This window comes from Duganella lactea (assembly GCF_009857505.1).
In the GTDB taxonomy this organism is placed as follows: domain Bacteria; phylum Pseudomonadota; class Gammaproteobacteria; order Burkholderiales; family Burkholderiaceae_D; genus Rugamonas; species Rugamonas lactea.
In genome coordinates this window covers 324536-340014 of sequence record NZ_WWCP01000001.1, presented here as the reverse complement: position 1 = coordinate 340014, position 15479 = coordinate 324536, and the positions used below count along the sequence as shown (strand labels likewise).

14 protein-coding genes are annotated in these 15479 nt (G+C 62.1%); all 14 read right to left on the bottom strand.

Annotation, left to right across the window (positions count from 1 at the left end; translation table 11 throughout):
• Position 1: 1 nt before the first annotated feature.
• The 14 genes from murA to GTP44_RS01625 all read right to left on the bottom strand — a co-directional run bounded on the left by murA (position 2) and on the right by GTP44_RS01625 (position 15423).
• Complete coding sequence (gene murA, locus GTP44_RS01690) at positions 2 to 1252, bottom strand: UDP-N-acetylglucosamine 1-carboxyvinyltransferase (protein ID WP_161018047.1); 1251 nt, start codon at positions 1250 to 1252, stop codon at positions 2 to 4.
• Between the two features lie 2 nt (positions 1253 to 1254).
• Positions 1255 to 1491 (bottom strand): BolA family protein, encoded by a 237-nt coding sequence (locus GTP44_RS01685; RefSeq protein WP_160988310.1) that lies wholly within the window; start codon positions 1489 to 1491, stop codon positions 1255 to 1257.
• A 31-nt stretch (positions 1492 to 1522) separates the two neighbouring features.
• A complete protein-coding gene (locus GTP44_RS01680) occupies positions 1523 to 2290 on the bottom strand; it encodes an ABC transporter permease (protein WP_161018046.1) in 768 nt (255 codons plus the stop codon).
• Positions 2287 to 3201, bottom strand: a complete 915-nt coding sequence (locus GTP44_RS01675) for an ABC transporter ATP-binding protein (RefSeq protein ID WP_160988312.1) — start codon at positions 3199 to 3201, stop codon at positions 2287 to 2289. Before GTP44_RS01675 ends, GTP44_RS01680 begins: the two co-directional genes overlap by 4 nt.
• A gap of 160 nt (positions 3202 to 3361) precedes the next feature.
• On the bottom strand, positions 3362 to 3715 hold the full coding sequence (locus GTP44_RS01670) for an STAS domain-containing protein (RefSeq protein ID WP_161018045.1): 354 nt from the start codon (positions 3713 to 3715) through the stop codon (positions 3362 to 3364).
• Between the two features lie 9 nt (positions 3716 to 3724).
• Complete coding sequence (locus GTP44_RS01665) at positions 3725 to 4366, bottom strand: MlaC/ttg2D family ABC transporter substrate-binding protein (protein WP_160988314.1); 642 nt, start codon at positions 4364 to 4366, stop codon at positions 3725 to 3727.
• A gap of 45 nt (positions 4367 to 4411) precedes the next feature.
• A complete protein-coding gene (locus GTP44_RS01660) occupies positions 4412 to 5203 on the bottom strand; it encodes an MlaA family lipoprotein (RefSeq protein ID WP_160988315.1) in 792 nt (263 codons plus the stop codon).
• Positions 5200 to 5670: an outer membrane lipid asymmetry maintenance protein MlaD gene (gene mlaD / locus GTP44_RS01655; protein ID WP_160988316.1), complete on the bottom strand. Its 471-nt coding sequence runs from the start codon at positions 5668 to 5670 to the stop codon at positions 5200 to 5202. Before mlaD ends, GTP44_RS01660 begins: the two co-directional genes overlap by 4 nt.
• Positions 5671 to 5692: 22 nt before the next feature.
• Positions 5693 to 6478, bottom strand: coding sequence for a lipid asymmetry maintenance ABC transporter permease subunit MlaE (gene mlaE, locus GTP44_RS01650; RefSeq protein WP_160988317.1), 786 nt, complete (start codon positions 6476 to 6478; stop codon positions 5693 to 5695).
• On the bottom strand, positions 6475 to 7278 hold the full coding sequence (locus GTP44_RS01645) for an ABC transporter ATP-binding protein (RefSeq protein ID WP_160988318.1): 804 nt from the start codon (positions 7276 to 7278) through the stop codon (positions 6475 to 6477). The genes mlaE and GTP44_RS01645 overlap by 4 nt, the downstream gene beginning before the upstream one ends.
• 245 nt (positions 7279 to 7523) lie before the next feature.
• Positions 7524 to 8987, bottom strand: a complete 1464-nt coding sequence (locus GTP44_RS01640) for a glutamate synthase subunit beta (RefSeq protein WP_160988319.1) — start codon at positions 8985 to 8987, stop codon at positions 7524 to 7526.
• A gap of 115 nt (positions 8988 to 9102) precedes the next feature.
• On the bottom strand, positions 9103 to 13827 hold the full coding sequence (locus tag GTP44_RS01635; protein WP_160988320.1) for a glutamate synthase-related protein: 4725 nt from the start codon (positions 13825 to 13827) through the stop codon (positions 9103 to 9105).
• Between the two features lie 150 nt (positions 13828 to 13977).
• Positions 13978 to 14679: an REP-associated tyrosine transposase gene (locus GTP44_RS01630; RefSeq protein ID WP_161018044.1), complete on the bottom strand. Its 702-nt coding sequence runs from the start codon at positions 14677 to 14679 to the stop codon at positions 13978 to 13980.
• Between the two features lie 63 nt (positions 14680 to 14742).
• The gene (locus GTP44_RS01625; RefSeq protein WP_160988322.1) at positions 14743 to 15423 is read right to left on the bottom strand and encodes a response regulator transcription factor; all 681 of its coding nucleotides are present in this window, start codon (positions 15421 to 15423) and stop codon (positions 14743 to 14745) included.
• Between the last annotated feature and the right edge of the window lie 56 nt (positions 15424 to 15479).

Here is a 15479-nt window from a genome sequence, read left to right as displayed (position 1 = left end):
TTTATTTAATACGCTGGATGTTGGCGCCTACGGCGGAGAGTTTGACTTCCATCTGATCATAGCCGCGGTCCAGGTGATAGATGCGGTCGACCAGCGTTTCACCGCGCGCGGCCAGGCCGGCGATCACCAGCGAAGCGGATGCACGCAGGTCGGTCGCCATCACAGGCGCGCCGACCAGCTGTTCCACGCCTTTGATAAAGGCGGTGTTGCCATCGGTTTCAATTTGCGCGCCCAGACGGTTCATCTCCTGGACGTGCATGAAGCGGTTTTCAAAAATGGTTTCGGTCACGCGGCTAGCGCCATCGGCGATGGTGTTCACCGCCATGAACTGCGCCTGCATATCGGTCGCGAAACCCGGATATTCAGTGGTGCGGAAGGTCACGGCGCGCGGACGCTTGTCCATCTGCGCGCGGATCCAGGTGTCGCCCACCGTCAGCTGCACACCGATCTCACGCAGCTTGTCCAGCGCCGCGTCCATGATGTCGACGCGGGTGTTGCGGATGGTGATATCGCCACCGGCGGCGGCCACCGCGCACAGGAAGGTCACCGCCTCGACGCGGTCCGAAATCACCGCGTGTTTGGCGCCATGCAGTTCGCTCACGCCCTGAATCACCAGACGGTTGGTGCCGATGCCGTCGATCTTCGCGCCCATGGCCACCAGCAGGTTGGCCAGGTCGGTCACTTCCGGTTCGCAGGCGGCGTTTTCCAGCACGGTCTCGCCTTCGGCCAGGGTGGCGGCCATCAGCAGGTTCTCGGTGCCGGTCACGGTGATCATGTCGGTGACGATGCGCGCGCCTTTCAGCTTGGCGCACTTGGCGTAGATGTAGCCGCCCTCGATGGTGATGTCGGCGCCCATCGCCTGCAGGCCCTTGATGTGCTGGTCCACCGGACGCGAGCCGATGGCGCAGCCGCCCGGCAGCGACACCTTGGCGGTGCCGAAGCGCGCCAGCAGGGGACCGAGCACCAGGATCGAGGCGCGCATGGTTTTCACCAGCTCATACGGCGCTTCGGTCTTGTCGATGGCGCTGCCGTTCAGCGTGACCTTGTCGCCGTCCTGCGTCACTTTCAGGCCGGTCTGGCCCAGCAGCTTGAGGATGGTGGACACGTCGTGCAGGTGCGGCACGTTGGACAGTTCAACGTCGCCGGCCGTCAGCAGGCCCGCGCACAGGATAGGCAAGGCCGCGTTCTTCGCGCCGGAGATGATGATGTCGCCTTGCAGGCGGTTACCGCCTTGAATCAGAAGCTTGTCCATGCTTATCCTTGATATTCTTCAGGGGTGAGGGTTTTCATCGACAGCGCGTGAATCTCTTCGCGCATGCGGTCGCCCAGCGCGGCGTACACCAGCTGGTGGCGCTGGATCGGGCGCTTGCCGGCGAACGCCGGCGACACAATCACCGCCTGGAAGTGCTGGCCGTCGCCGTCCACTTCGAGGTGGGTGCATTCGAGACCGGCCAAGATGTAGCCGTGGATGAGTTCTGGAGTGGTAGGCATGATGAATCCTTGAATATTAATGACGCAGGCTTTAATGGCGTAACCTGTAACCGCTGCGCAGCAAACGAATCGCCAGGAACGCCAGCACCACCAGGAAGGCCGACACAATGGCCAGGCTCACCAGCGGGTTGACGTCGGACTGGCCGAAGAAGCCGTAACGGAAGCCGTCGATCATGTAGAAGAACGGATTCAGATGCGAGATCGCCTGCCACAGCGGCGGCAGCGAGTGGATCGAGTAGAACACGCCGGCCAGGAAGGTCAGCGGCACGATCAGGAAATTCTGGAACGCCGCCAGCTGATCGAACTTCTCGGCCCAGATGCCGGCGATCAGGCCCACGGTGCCGAGGATGGCCGCGCCCAGCAGCGCGAACACGATGATCCACAGCGGCGCGGCGAACGACAGGTGCGCAAACCAGGTGGTGACCAGGAACACGCCCAGGCCGACGGCGATGCCGCGCGCCATGGCGGCCAGCACGTAGGCCGAGAAAATCTCCCAGTGCGACAAAGGCGTCAGCAGCACGAACACCAGGTTGCCGGTGATCTTGGACTGGATCAGCGACGACGACGCGTTGGCGAAGGCGTTCTGCAGCACGCTCATCATCACCAGGCCGGGGATCAGGAAGGCGGTGTAGTTGACGTCCTGGTAGACCGTGACGCGGCCCTCCAGCACATGGCCGAAGATCATCAGGTACAGCATGGCGGTAAGGATAGGCGCGGCGATGGTCTGCGTGGCCACTTTCCAGAAGCGCAGCGTCTCCTTGTAGACCAGCGTGCGGAATCCGGCGGAGATGAAATTCATACGGTACCCTTATCCATGATCTGCAAGAAGATATCTTCCAGATCCGCTTGTTGCAGTTGCATTTCGTCGATCACCGCGCCCGACTCGCGCAGGCGTTTCAGGATCTGCTCGACTTCGGCGTATTCATTGATGCGCAGGCTGTACTTCTTGCCGTGCTCGGTCGTTTCCGGATGCGTGACCAGCGGGCGCAAGTCGTCCGGCAGGTCGCCGTGCGTCAGGTTGACGATCAGCTGCGAGCCGGAGATGCGGCGGACCAGCGAGGCCATGCTGTCGAGCGTCACCACCTGGCCCAGCTTGAGCATGGCCACGCGCTTGCACATGGCCTGGGCTTCTTCCAGATAGTGGGTGGTCAGCACCACGGTGTGGCCTTCGCGGTTCAGGCGCGTGATGAACTGCCACAGCGTCTGGCGCAGTTCGACGTCGACGCCGGCGGTCGGCTCGTCGAGCACGATCACCGGCGGCTTGTGCACCAGCGCCTGCGCCACCAGCACGCGGCGCTTCATGCCGCCCGACAGCGCGCGCATATTGGTGTCGGCCTTGTCGGTCAGGTTGAGGTTGTGCATCACCTCGTCGATCCAGGCGTCGTTGTTTTTCAGGCCGAAGTAGCCCGATTGCAGACGCAGCGTCTCGCGCACCGTGAAGAACGGGTCGAACACCAGTTCCTGCGGCACCACGCCGAGCTTCTTGCGCGCCGCGCGGAAATCGCTGACCACGTCGTGGCCGTGGATCTTGACCGTGCCGGCGTCCGGCCGGATCAGGCCGGCAATGATGGAGATCAGCGTGGTCTTGCCGGCGCCGTTGGGGCCGAGCAGGCCGAAAAACTCGCCTTCCTCGATGTTCAGGGACACACCGCCGAGCGCCTGCAACGACTTGTAGCGCTTTTCGACATTGCTAATTTGGATTGCTGTCATGCTTGACTTATCTATAAGGTTGCAGCGGCCGGGCCAGCGCGCGCGGCGGTCCCGCGGGGTCCGCAGCACTGCGTTTGTGGCAACGTTCAATTATATTGGAATTTCAATCGGTCCGAGCCGGACCGGGGGAATTACGACAGGCGGCGGGGTGGGGCGGAGGTCAATGGGGATGGTGGACGGCGGTATCGCCGGCGCCGGTCAAGGCGGCCTTGTCGGCGACGGCCGGGTCCGGGAACAGCAGCGAGCACACGCCATACAGCTTGGTCAGGCTTTGCAGCGCCGGCGGCAGGTTTTGCAGTCGCAGCTGGACGCCGGCGTCCTGCGCCGCGCGCTGCCACGACAGCATGACCGACACCGCCACTGAATCCACCGTCAACACATGGCGCAGGTCGAACACGGTCTGGCCGGCCTTGAGGGCGGCATAGCCGCGCTCCAGCGCCGCGGTGGCGTTGAGCACAGTCAGGGACGTGAGCGACTGCAGATCGTCGATGGGTTCGGTAACGGCGTTGGACATGAGGTCGGCTTACTTCTTAGGTGCGTTGGTGGCCAGCGGCTTGTTGGCCAGCTTCTGGTTCTTGTCCGCCAGCGCCTTGATCAGGCCGTCGATGCCGCCCTTGCTGATCTCGGAAGCGAAGGTGCCCTTGTAGGTTTCCACCAGCCAGGCGCCCAGCACGTTGATATCGTAGATCTTCCAGCCTTGCGGGCCCTTGGCGACGCGGTAGTTCAGCGGAATCGGCTCGCCGCGCGGCATGTTGACCTGCGAACGCACTTCGACGTCGGTGTCGGTCGGATCGGCGCGCAGCGGCTTGAAGTCGATGGTCTGGTCTTTAACCTGCGACAGCGCGCCCGAGTAGGTGAACACCAGCAGCTTGCGGAACTCGGTGGTCAGCTGTTGTTGCTGCTCAGGGGTGGCCTGGCGCCAGAAGCGGCCGGCCGCCAGCGAGGTCATGCGCTGAAAATCGACGTGCGGCAGAATCTTGGTTTCCACCAGGTCGATCACCTTTTTGGTGTCGCCGGCCTGGATGGCCTTGTCGGCCTTGGCGGTGTTGATCACATCTTCGCTGATGCGCTTGACCAGCGCGTCCGGCGCCTCCTGGGCGGCGGCAACGCCGGTGAAAGCCAGCGACACGGTTGCCAGAGCAACAAATTTTTGAATGAAGTTCATCTTGTCTATGCCTTATCAATGGTTCTTCGGGTCACAGGCTGGTGTTCAATTCGCAGCCGGTGGTGTGCCGGAGTTTAACTGTTTTGCGGCCGGTTCGGATGACACGGGCGCAGAAGTTTCGTCAGTATCATCTTTTTGCACTTTTCGTGGCGCACCGTCGCCGTCCGGGTGGATCTGGCTCTCGCGGCGCTGCAAATAACCGTCGCGCAGGAACTCGTAGCGGTCCAGCGCGGCGTCCTCCAGCAGCGACGAGGCGTCCAGCAGGCCGGCGCGCGTGTCGATGATGCGCACGCCGGTGCCGATGTTGCGCACATAGGTCGGGTCTTTATAGCGCCAGATGTCGCCGGCGATGTCGGCCGGCAGCGCCACGGTGTCGCGCACCGTGGACGGGCCCATCAGCGGCAGCACCAGGTATGGGCCGGACTGCACGCCCCACACGCCCAGCGTCTGGCCGAAGTCTTCTTTATGTTTCGGCAAGCCGGCTTCCGACGCGATGTCGAACAGGCCCAGCACGCCCAGCGTCGAGTTCAGCGCAAAGCGGCTGAGGTCGGACATGCCGGCTTCGCCCTTGCCTTGCAAAAACTGGTTGATCGAGGTCCAGGCGTCGCCCAGATTGCCGAAGAAGTTGCTCACGCCGGTCTGCACGAACTGCGGGGTGACGTTCTTGTAGCCAGTGGCCACCGGTTTCAGCGCATAGGTGTCGACCTTGTCGTTGAAGTTGAACATGGCGCGGTTGTAGCCCTCGTAAGGGTCGCGCGGGTTGGGGCCGGCGCAACCGGCCAGCAGCACCGTGACGCCCAGTGCCAATGCTGCGTGGCGCAATTGTTTGGAGATCATTTGTCGTCCTTTCCGTCTGCGGCCTTGCTGTAGATGAACTGATTGATCAGGTCTTCCAGCACCGCCGCCGATTGGGTGCGGGCGATCTTGTCGCCGGCCACCAGATTGTTGGTATCGCCGCCGGCCTCAATGCCGACGTACTGTTCGCCCAGCAGACCGGCGGTCAGAATCTTGGCCGAGCTGTCCTTCGGGAATTTATAGCCATCTTCCATGTTCAAGGTTACCAGCGCCTGGTAAGTCTTGTCATCAAACTTGATCTCTCCCACACGGCCGACCACCACGCCGGAGGCCTTGACCGCCGCTTGCGGGCGCAGGCTGCCGATGTTGTCGAACTTGGCGGTGATGGCGTAGGACTTGCCGAACGAGATCGAGTTCATGCTGCCGACTTTCAGCGCCAGGAACATCAGCGCGCACACGCCGATAACGATAAACAGGCCGACCCAGACATCCAAAGATTTGCGTTGCATTGTATTCTTCCTTGTTTTCTTATTACTTGCTAAACATCAGCGCCGTCATCATGAAATCCAGCCACCAGATCGTCAGCGACGAAATCACGACCGTGCGGGTGGTGGCGCGCGCCACGTCTTCCGGCGTCGGCTGTGCTTCGTAGCCTTGATACAGGGCGATGAAGGTGATCGCGATGCCAAACACCACACTCTTGATGAAGCCGTTGTAAATATCGTTCCAGATGTCGACACTGGCCTGCATCTGCGACCAGAACGCGCCGTCATCGACGCCGATCAGTTGCACGCCGACCAGCCAGCCGCCCAGCACGCCCACCGCGCTGAACACCGACGCCAGCAGCGGCACCGCCAGCACGCCGGCCCAGAAGCGCGGCGCCAGCACGCGCTGGATCGGGTTGACGGCCATCATTTCCATGGCGGACAACTGCTCGCCGGCCTTCATCAGGCCGATTTCGGCGGTCAGCGAGGTGCCGGCGCGGCCGGCGAACAGCAGCGCGGTGATCACCGGGCCCAGTTCGCGGGTCAGGCCCAGTGCCACCAGTACGCCCAGCGACTGCTCGGCGCCGTATTTATTCAGCGTGGTATAGCCCTGCAAACCCAGCACCATGCCGACGAACAGGCCGGACAGGGTGATGATCAGCATCGAGTAGTTGCCGATGAAATGCAGTTGCTCGACCACCAGGCGCGGCCGCTTCAGCAGACCGGGCGACACGCTCAGCAGATTGGCGAAGGCGCGCGCGCCATAACCGATGCTCTCGACATAGTCGCGCAGCGGCGCGCCGAGGTTGGATAACCAGGTTTTCACACTCATACTTGCACTCCCAGGCCCAGATCGTCAGCCAGGGACTTGCCTGGATAATGGAACGGCACCGGGCCGTCCGCTTCCGCGTGGACAAACTGCTTCACATACGGGTCGGTGGAGACCATCATGTCGGCCGGCGTGCCGTGCGCGACAATCTTGCCCTGCGACAGGAAATAAACATAGTCGGCGATGGCAAAGCTTTCCTTGACGTCGTGCGACACCAGAATCGTGGTCGAGCCCAGCGCCGTGTTCAGGTTGCGGATCAGATTGGCGGTGACGCCCATCGAGATCGGGTCCAGGCCGGCGAACGGCTCGTCATACATAATCAGTTCCGGGTCCAGCGCGATCGAGCGCGCCAGCGCCACGCGGCGCGCCATGCCGCCGGAGATCTCGCCCGGCTTCAGCTTGGCGGCGTTGCGCAGGCCCACGGCCTGCAACTTCATCAGCACCAGATTGCGGATCAGCTCTTCCGGCAGGTCGGTGTGCTCGCGCAGCGGGAAGGCGACGTTCTCGAATACGGTCAGGTCGGTAAACAAGGCGCCGTGCTGGAACAGCATGCCCATCTTGCGGCGCAGCAGGTACAGGCCGGCGGTCTTCAGCTTGTGCACCACCTCGCCCTGCACCGTGACCTGGCCTTTGCGCGGACGCAGCTGGCCGCCGACCAGGCGCAGCACGGTGGTTTTGCCGCTGCCCGAGCCCCCCATGACCGCGATCACCTTCCCGCGTGGGAAGTCCATGTTCAAGCCCGACAGGATCGCCCGCTTGCCATAGGAGAAGTGTAGGTCACGGATTTCGACTAGATTAGGCACGACTGAACTCATTTTTTAGAATGCCGTATTGTAGTGCAGAAAGGTCAATCTCTGCTGAAGAGGCCATTAAGAGCCGACGTTGGGTAGCTGATAATACAACACTACTGAACCCAAAGTCAGCAATTTACACCGGGCACCAGATGTTACAGTCAAACGCCGCCTGAATAAAAAAACCGGATGCGGTCGGGGATCGCCCAACTGCATCCGGCAGGGTAGTCAGGCCGAGCCTGATACCGTGCTTGAGCTTAGCGCGGCAACTCGGAACTGCCCATCAGGAACTCATCGACCGCGCGCGCGCACTGGCGGCCTTCGCGGATCGCCCATACCACCAGCGATTGGCCGCGGCGCATGTCGCCGGCGGCAAATACCTTCGATACGGAAGTTTTGTAGCAGCCGTCGCCATCGGTGCTGGCCTTGGCGTTGCCGCGTGCATCTTTGTCAACCGCGAACGCGTCCAGGATGTTGGCGACCGGCGAGACGAAGCCCATGGCCAGGAAGACCAGATCGGCTTTCATGTCGAATTCCGAATTCGGCACTTCGGTCATCTTGCCATCTTTCCATTCAACGCGGCAGGCGATCAGTTTTTCAACCTTGCCGCCTTTGCCCTCCAGACGCTTGGTGGCCACCGCCCAGTCGCGCTCGCAACCTTCTTCATGCGACGACGAGGTGCGCAGCTTGGTCGGCCAGTATGGCCACACCAGCGGCTTGTTCTCTTGCTCCGGCGGCATCGGCATCAGTTCGAACTGGGTCACCGAGGCGGCGCCCTGGCGGTTCGAAGTGCCGACGCAGTCGGAACCGGTGTCGCCGCCGCCGATCACCACCACATGCTTGCCGGTGGCCTTGATCTGGTCTTTCAGCTTGTCGCCGGCGTTGATCTTGTTTTGCTGCGGCAGGAAGTCCATGGCGAAGTGCACGCCTTTCAGCTCGCGGCCCGGCACCGGCAAGTCGCGCGGGGCTTCCGCGCCGCCGGCCAGCACCACGGCGTCGAAGTCTTTCTGCAGGTCTTCAGGGAAGATGGTTTCCTTGGCCCAGTTGTTGACGTTGGCCGGGAAGTCCTTGCCAATCAGCACGCTGGTGCGGAAGGTCACGCCCTCGGCTTCCATCTGCTTGACGCGACGGTCGATGTGCGACTTTTCCATCTTGAAGTCGGGAATGCCGTAGCGCAGCAGGCCGCCGACGCGGTCGGATTTCTCGAACACGGTCACCGCATGGCCGGCGCGCGCCAGTTGCTGGGCGGCGGCCAGGCCGGCGGGACCGGAGCCGACCACGGCGACTTTCTTGCCGGTCTGCTTGCTCGGCGGCTGCGGCACGACCCAGCCGCGTTCCCAGCCTTCGTCGATGATCTTGTGTTCGATCGACTTGATGCCGACCGGATCTTCGCTGATGCCCAGCGTGCAGGCGGCCTCGCACGGCGCCGGGCAGATGCGGCCGGTGAATTCCGGGAAGTTGTTGGTCGAGTGCAGCGTGTCCAGCGCTTCGCGGTAGTTGCCGCGATAGACCAGGTCGTTCCAGTCGGGGATGATGTTGTTGACCGGGCAGCCGTTGTTGCAGAACGGGATGCCGCAGTCCATGCAGCGCGCGCCCTGGATCTTGGCTTGCTCATTGGTCAGTGGAATGACGAATTCCGCGTAGTTTTTCAGGCGCGTCGCTGGCGGCAGATAGCCTTCTTCCTGACGCTGGAATTCCATGAAGCCGGTGATTTTACCCACGATATTTTTCCTTCGTAATCTTTGAACCGTCGTTCCGGCGGCGGCCGGAACCCATGCTGACTCGGATCAGACGTTCTATGGGTCCCGGCCTGCGCCGGGACGACGTGCGTTTAATTTAGGCAGCGACTGGTTGCACAACAGCGGCTTCGTTCGCCACGTCCTCGGCCATTTCGGCCAGCGCGCGTTGGTATTCGCTTGGGAATACCTTGACGAACTTGCCGCGGCTGTCGGCCCAGTTGTCCAGCAACAGGCGCGCGCGCGTGCTGCCGGTGTGCTTGAAGTGACGCTCGATCAAACGCTTCAGGATCACTTCGTCGGCCTCGCGGCCATGGTCTTTGTGCTGCACGTGGAAGGTGGCGCTGTCTTTCTGCTGCTCCTTGGCCGACAGCACGCGTTCCAGCGTCACCATCGAGGTGTTGCAGCGCGTGTCGAAATCGCCCTCCGGATCGTAGACATAAGCGATACCGCCCGACATGCCCGCCGCGAAGTTACGGCCGGTGTTGCCCAGCACTACCACGGTGCCGCCGGTCATGTATTCGCAACCGTGGTCGCCGGTGCCTTCGACAATGGCGGTGGCGCCCGAGTTACGCACCGCGAAGCGCTCGCCGGCCACGCCGTTGAAGAAGGCTTCACCGGCAATCGCGCCGTACAGCACGGTATTGCCGATGATGATGTTGTTGACCGCCCAGCCGCGGAACTCGGTATTCGGACGCACGATGATGCGCCCGCCCGACAGGCCCTTGCCGACATAATCGTTACCCTCGCCGACCAGGTCGATGGTGATGCCGTGCGCCAGGAAGGCGCAGGCCGACTGGCCGGCCGTGCCTTGCAGCTGGATGTGAATGGTGTCGTCCGGCAGGCCGGCGTGACCGTAGCGCTTGGCCACTTCGCCCGACAGCATGGTGCCGACGGTGCGGTTCAAGTTCTTCACCGGCGAGATGAAGGACACGCGCTCGCCTTTTTCCAGCGCCGCCTTGGCCTGGGCGATCAGCTTGTGGTCCAGCGCCTTGTCGAGGCCGTGATCCTGCTCCAGCGTGTGGTAGATCGAGTGACCGTCCTGCGTTGGCGGCTGGTAGAAGATATTGCTGAAGTCCAGACCTTGCGCTTTCCAGTGCGAGATGGCTTTCGATTTGTCCAGCAGATCGACGCGACCGATCAGCTCGTCATAGGTGCGGATGCCCAGCTGGGCCATCAACTGACGCGCTTCCTCGGCAACGAAGAAGAAGTAGTTGACCACATACTCGGGCTTGCCCGAGAACTTGGCGCGCAGCACCGGATCTTGCGTCGCCACGCCGACCGGGCAGGTGTTCAGATGGCACTTGCGCATCATGATGCAGCCTTCCACCACCAGCGGCGCGGTGGCGAAGCCGATTTCGTCGGCGCCCAGCATGGCGGCGATAACCACGTCGCGGCCGGTACGCATCTGGCCATCTGCTTGCACCCGAATCCGGCTGCGCAGGCCATTCAGCACCAGCGTCTGCTGGGTTTCCGCCAGGCCCAGCTCCCACGGGGTGCCGGCGTGCTTGACCGACGACAGCGGCGAGGCGCCGGTGCCGCCGTCGTGGCCGGCGACCACCACGTGGTCGGCCTTGGCCTTGGTGACGCCGGCGGCGACGGTGCCGATACCCACTTCCGACACCAGCTTGACCGAGATCGAAGCGCGCGGGTTGGCGTTTTTCAGATCGTGAATCAGCTGCGCCAGATCTTCAATCGAGTAGATGTCGTGGTGCGGCGGCGGCGAAATCAGGCCCACGCCAGGTACCGAGAAGCGCAGCGTGGCGATGTATTCCGACACCTTGTGGCCCGGCAGCTGACCGCCTTCGCCCGGTTTGGCGCCCTGCGCCATCTTGATCTGGATCTGATCGGCCGAGTTCAGGTAAGCGGCAGTCACGCCGAAACGGCCCGACGCCACCTGCTTGATGCGCGAACGCAGCGAGTCGCCTTCCTGCAGAGGAATATCGACCACCATCTGTTCCTTGCCCATGACCGAGGCCATGGTCTCGCCCTGCTTGATCTTGATGCCTTTCAGCTCCATGGTGTAGCGCGATGGATCTTCGCCGCCCTCGCCGGTGTTGGACTTGCCGCCGATGCGGTTCATGGCGACGGCCAGCGTGGCGTGAGCTTCGGTCGAAATCGAGCCCATCGACATGGCGCCGGTGGCGAAGCGCTTGACGATTTCTTTCGCCGGCTCCACTTCATCCAGCGGAATCGCCTTGGCCGGATCGATCTTGAACTCGAACAGGCCGCGCAGTGTCAGGTGACGCTTGCTCTGGTCGTTGATGATCTGCGCGTACTCTTTATAGCTGGAGAAATTGTTGGCGCGGGTCGAGTGTTGCAGCTTGGCGATCGCGTCCGGGGTCCACAGGTGGTCCTCGCCGCGCACGCGGAAGGCGTATTCGCCGCCGGCGTCCAGATTGTTGGCCAGCACGGGATCTGCGCCGAAGGCCAGGTTGTGCAGGCGCAGCGCTTCCTCGGCCACTTCAAACACGCCGATGCCTTCCACATTGGACGCGGTGCCACGGAAGTACTTGTTGACCAGCGACTTGTTCAGGCCGACCGCTTCAAAGATCTGCGCGCCGCAGTACGACATATAGGTCGAGATGCCCATCTTCGACATCACCTTCATCAGGCCTTTGCCGACCGCCTTGGTGAAGTTGTAGATGGCTTTGTCAGCCGACATATCGCCCGGCAAGCCTTGTGCCATGTCGGCCAGGGTTTCCATCGCCAGGTACGGGTGGATCGCTTCGGCGCCGTAGCCGGCCAGCAGGGCGAAGTGGTGGGTCTCGCGGGCCGAGCCGGTTTCCACCACCAGGCCGGTCGAGGCGCGCAGGCCCTTGCTGACCAGGTGCTGGTGAACGGTGGAGGTCGCCAGCAGGGCGGGAATCGCCACACGCTCTGGGCCGACCGAACGGTCGGACACGATCAGGATGTTGTGGCCGGATTTGACCGCGTCCACCGCTTCCGCGCACAGCGACGCCAGGCAGGCTTCGACGCCTTCCTTGCCCCAGGCCAGCGGGTAGCAGATGCTCAGCTCATACGACTTGAACTTGCCGCCGGTATGCAGGCTGATGTTGCGCAGGCGTTCCATGTCGTCGAAGCCCAGGATAGGCTGCGACACTTCAAGCCGCATCGGCGGATTGACGTTGTTGGTGTCCAGCAGGTTCGGTTTCGGACCGATGAACGACACCAGCGACATCACCATCGCTTCGCGGATCGGGTCGATCGGCGGGTTGGTTACCTGGGCGAACAGCTGCTTGAAGTAGGAATACAGCGGTTTCAGCTTGTTGGACATGACGGCCAGCGGCGAGTCATTGCCCATCGAGCCGGTGGCTTCCTCGCCGGCGACGGCCATCGGCGCCATCAGGAATTTCAGGTCTTCCTGGGTGTAGCCGAAGGCTTGCTGGCGGTCCAGCAGCGACGGCACGGCTTTTTCGCCGGCGGCCGGCTTGTCCTTGGCGCGGTGGTGCGCCAGCTGGCTTTCGCTGAGCTTGATTTCGTTGAGCTTGATGCGCACCGCGTTGATCCACGCCTTGTACGGCTTGGCGTTGGCGTAGGTGTCTTTCAGCTCTTTGTCGTCGATGATGCGGCCGGCTTCCAGGTCGATCAGGAACATCTTGCCTGGTTGCAGACGCCATTTCTGGATGATTTTCGACTCGGGAATCGGCAACACGCCGGATTCCGAGGCCATCACCACCAGGTCGTCGTCGGTGACGATGTAGCGGGCCGGACGCAGGCCATTGCGGTCCAGCGTGCCGCCGATGTAGCGGCCGTCGGTGAAGGCCATGGCGGCCGGGCCGTCCCATGGTTCCATCATGGCGGCGTGATATTCGTAGAACGCGCGCCGATTGTCGTCCATCGTGCCGTGATTTTCCCAGGCTTCCGGGATCATCATCATCATCGCCTGGGCCAGCGGGTAGCCCGCCATCAGCAGCAGTTCCAGCGCGTTGTCGAAGCAGGCGGTGTCCGACTGGCCTTCGTAGATCAACGGGAACAGCTTGCGCAGGTCGTCGCCCAGCACGGCCGACTTCATCACGCCTTCGCGGGCGCGCATCCAGTTGAAGTTGCCTTTGACGGTGTTGATCTCGCCGTTGTGGGCGATCAGGCGGTACGGGTGGGCCAGCGGCCACTCAGGGAAGGTATTGGTCGAGAAGCGTTGGTGCACCAGCGCCAGCGCCGAGATGCAGCGCGCGTCTTGCAAATCTTTGTAGTACACGCCCACCTGGTCGGCCAGCAGCAGGCCTTTGTAGACGATGGTACGGGCCGACAGCGAGGCGACGAAGAATTCTTTGCCGTGGATCAGGTTCAGCGCCTGGATGGCGTGGCCGGACGATTTGCGGATCACGTACAGTTTGCGTTCCAGCGCGTCGGTCACCATGATGTCGGCGCCGCGGCCGATGAAGATCTGGCGGATCACCGGTTCTTTGGCGCGCACGGTCGGCGACATCGGCATGTCGGTATCGACCGGCACGTTGCGCCAGCCCAGCACCACCTGGCCCTCGGCGCGCACGGCGCGCTCGATTTCCTGTTCGCAGGCGATGCGGGAAGCGTTTTCCTTCGGCAGAAACACCATGCCGACGCCGTATTCGCCTGGCGGCGGCAGTTCGACCCCTTGCTTGGCCATTTCGTCACGGTAGTACTGGTCCGGGATCTGGATCAGGATACCGGCGCCGTCGCCCATCAGCGGATCGGCACCCACCGCGCCCCGGTGATCGAGGTTCTTCAAGATCAGCAGACCCTGTTCCACAATCGAGTGACTCTTATTGCCCTTGATGTGGGCGACGAAACCGACGCCGCAGGCGTCATGTTCGTTGGACGGATCGTACAGACCTTGTGCTTCCATGGCTAAACTCCAAAACTGATTGGCTTGAAAGACAAGGTTAGTGCAACGCAGCGTAAACCTCAAGCATAACAATTAGGGTCGGAGTCGAATTAAATTTTCCAAATAAGCTCAATTTTTTAATTGGGGACAGAGTGATTGTCATTCCGGCGGTTATGAATCGGTGGGCTTGGCTTTGAAAGGCCGCCCCCGCTTGGCCGGCAATACTTGCCGTTTCAGCTTATGCTGCAAGGCCGTCTGAAATTGCTGCGAGCCCAGCGGCCAGCCCTTGAGCAGCGCCTTGCCGATCAACGTCAGCTCCTCCGGCGTCAGCGGCGGCTCGGACAGCGCGCTGTAGGCCGCCTCGCGCTGGAACGGCGTGTTGCCCAATTCCCAAACCTTGGCGTGGTCGGTGATCAGCCCATCCGGGCGGATGCCGGCATGGTGACAATAGCTGGACCACGGATAATCCTCGGCGCGCGCCACCATGCCGTTGCGAACCGGGTTGAATTCGATGTATCGACTACACAACATGAAGTATTCGTCAGCATCGATCAGCGACGTTTTGTAGCGTCCGTTCCACAACGTGCCGCTACGAACATATTTCTGGTTGAAATACGGCACGTAGTAGCGGCCGATCCATTGCATCATCTGGCCCAGCCCGGTGTCATCGGACGGCGTGACCAGCAGATGCAGGTGATTCGGCATCAGGCAGTAAGCGTGAATCGCCACTTTGTAGGTTTTGGCGGCGTTGCGCAGCCAGCCGAGGAAGGTTTGATAATCCTCCGTATCGAGGAACACATCCTGGTTGTTGGCGCCGGTCTGGATGACGTGGTGCGGCTGATGCGGAACGATTAAACGGGGCAGGCGAGCCATACGGATAACAAAAAGGGCAGATCGGAGCCCGATTCTACCCTTGTTGTTTGACTCTGTCCCTGATTAAGACAAGTTGAAGCTGGCCGACAGGCTGTAACCCTCGCCGTAGGCGCTGCGCAGCGGCAGATCCTGACCGAGGCCGGTCCGCGCCTTCTTGCGCAGCCGGTAGACCAGCATGTCCACGCGGCGCCCGGCGTCCGGATCGTCGCCGCCGATGCCGGCCACGATCACCTGGCGCGGCACCGGCCGGGTGTTGATCGTCAGCAGATGCAGGAAATTGCATTCTTTCTCGGTCAGCGTGATCGCCAACCCTTGCAGCTCCAGTTGGCGAGCGCTCACCTTCAGCGTCCACTTGCTGGGCAGCGGAATCGTTTCCTGCGGCCCCACACGGCGGTCGAGCGCCTCGATGTGCGCGGCCAGTTCCGGGAATTTGATCGGTTTGGTCAGGTAGTGGTCGGCGCCGAGGCGCAGGCCGAGGATGCGGTTGTCGAAAGCCACGCGGCCGGTCAGCACCAGCAGCCCGATTTGCGGATAGAGCTGGCGCATGCGCGGGATGACATTAAAGCCATCCTCATCCGGCAGACCAAGGTCCAACACCACCACGCCGACATTGCCCTGGCTGAGGGCGGACCACATATCACCGGCGTTATTCGTGATATGCACTTCGTGTTCAAGCTCAGTCAGGAATTCCGCCATCTCTTCGGCGTAGTCCAGATTGTCTTCCACGATCAGTATTTGCGTCATTGATGCGCCATTCGTTCAATAATTGACCACAGCTGCGCCCAGACCTGGGAACGCTA

Excerpts from the sequence above, each read along its gene's own strand:
- GTP44_RS01675 (WP_160988312.1), bottom strand. The coding sequence starts at position 3,201 with ATGACAGCAATCCAAATTAGCAATGTCGAAAAGCGCTACAAGTCGTTG.
- GTP44_RS01625 (WP_160988322.1), bottom strand. The coding sequence starts at position 15,423 with ATGACGCAAATACTGATCGTGGAAGACAATCTGGACTACGCCGAAGAG.
- mlaD (WP_160988316.1), bottom strand. The coding sequence starts at position 5,670 with ATGCAACGCAAATCTTTGGATGTCTGGGTCGGCCTGTTTATCGTTATC.
- murA (WP_161018047.1), bottom strand. The coding sequence starts at position 1,252 with ATGGACAAGCTTCTGATTCAAGGCGGTAACCGCCTGCAAGGCGACATC.
- GTP44_RS01630 (WP_161018044.1), bottom strand. The coding sequence starts at position 14,679 with ATGGCTCGCCTGCCCCGTTTAATCGTTCCGCATCAGCCGCACCACGTC.
- GTP44_RS01665 (WP_160988314.1), bottom strand. The coding sequence starts at position 4,366 with ATGAACTTCATTCAAAAATTTGTTGCTCTGGCAACCGTGTCGCTGGCT.
- GTP44_RS01670 (WP_161018045.1), bottom strand. The coding sequence starts at position 3,715 with ATGTCCAACGCCGTTACCGAACCCATCGACGATCTGCAGTCGCTCACG.
- GTP44_RS01635 (WP_160988320.1), bottom strand. The coding sequence starts at position 13,827 with ATGGAAGCACAAGGTCTGTACGATCCGTCCAACGAACATGACGCCTGC.
- GTP44_RS01660 (WP_160988315.1), bottom strand. The coding sequence starts at position 5,203 with ATGATCTCCAAACAATTGCGCCACGCAGCATTGGCACTGGGCGTCACG.
- GTP44_RS01685 (WP_160988310.1), bottom strand. The coding sequence starts at position 1,491 with ATGCCTACCACTCCAGAACTCATCCACGGCTACATCTTGGCCGGTCTC.
- mlaE (WP_160988317.1), bottom strand. The coding sequence starts at position 6,478 with ATGAGTGTGAAAACCTGGTTATCCAACCTCGGCGCGCCGCTGCGCGAC.
- GTP44_RS01680 (WP_161018046.1), bottom strand. The coding sequence starts at position 2,290 with ATGAATTTCATCTCCGCCGGATTCCGCACGCTGGTCTACAAGGAGACG.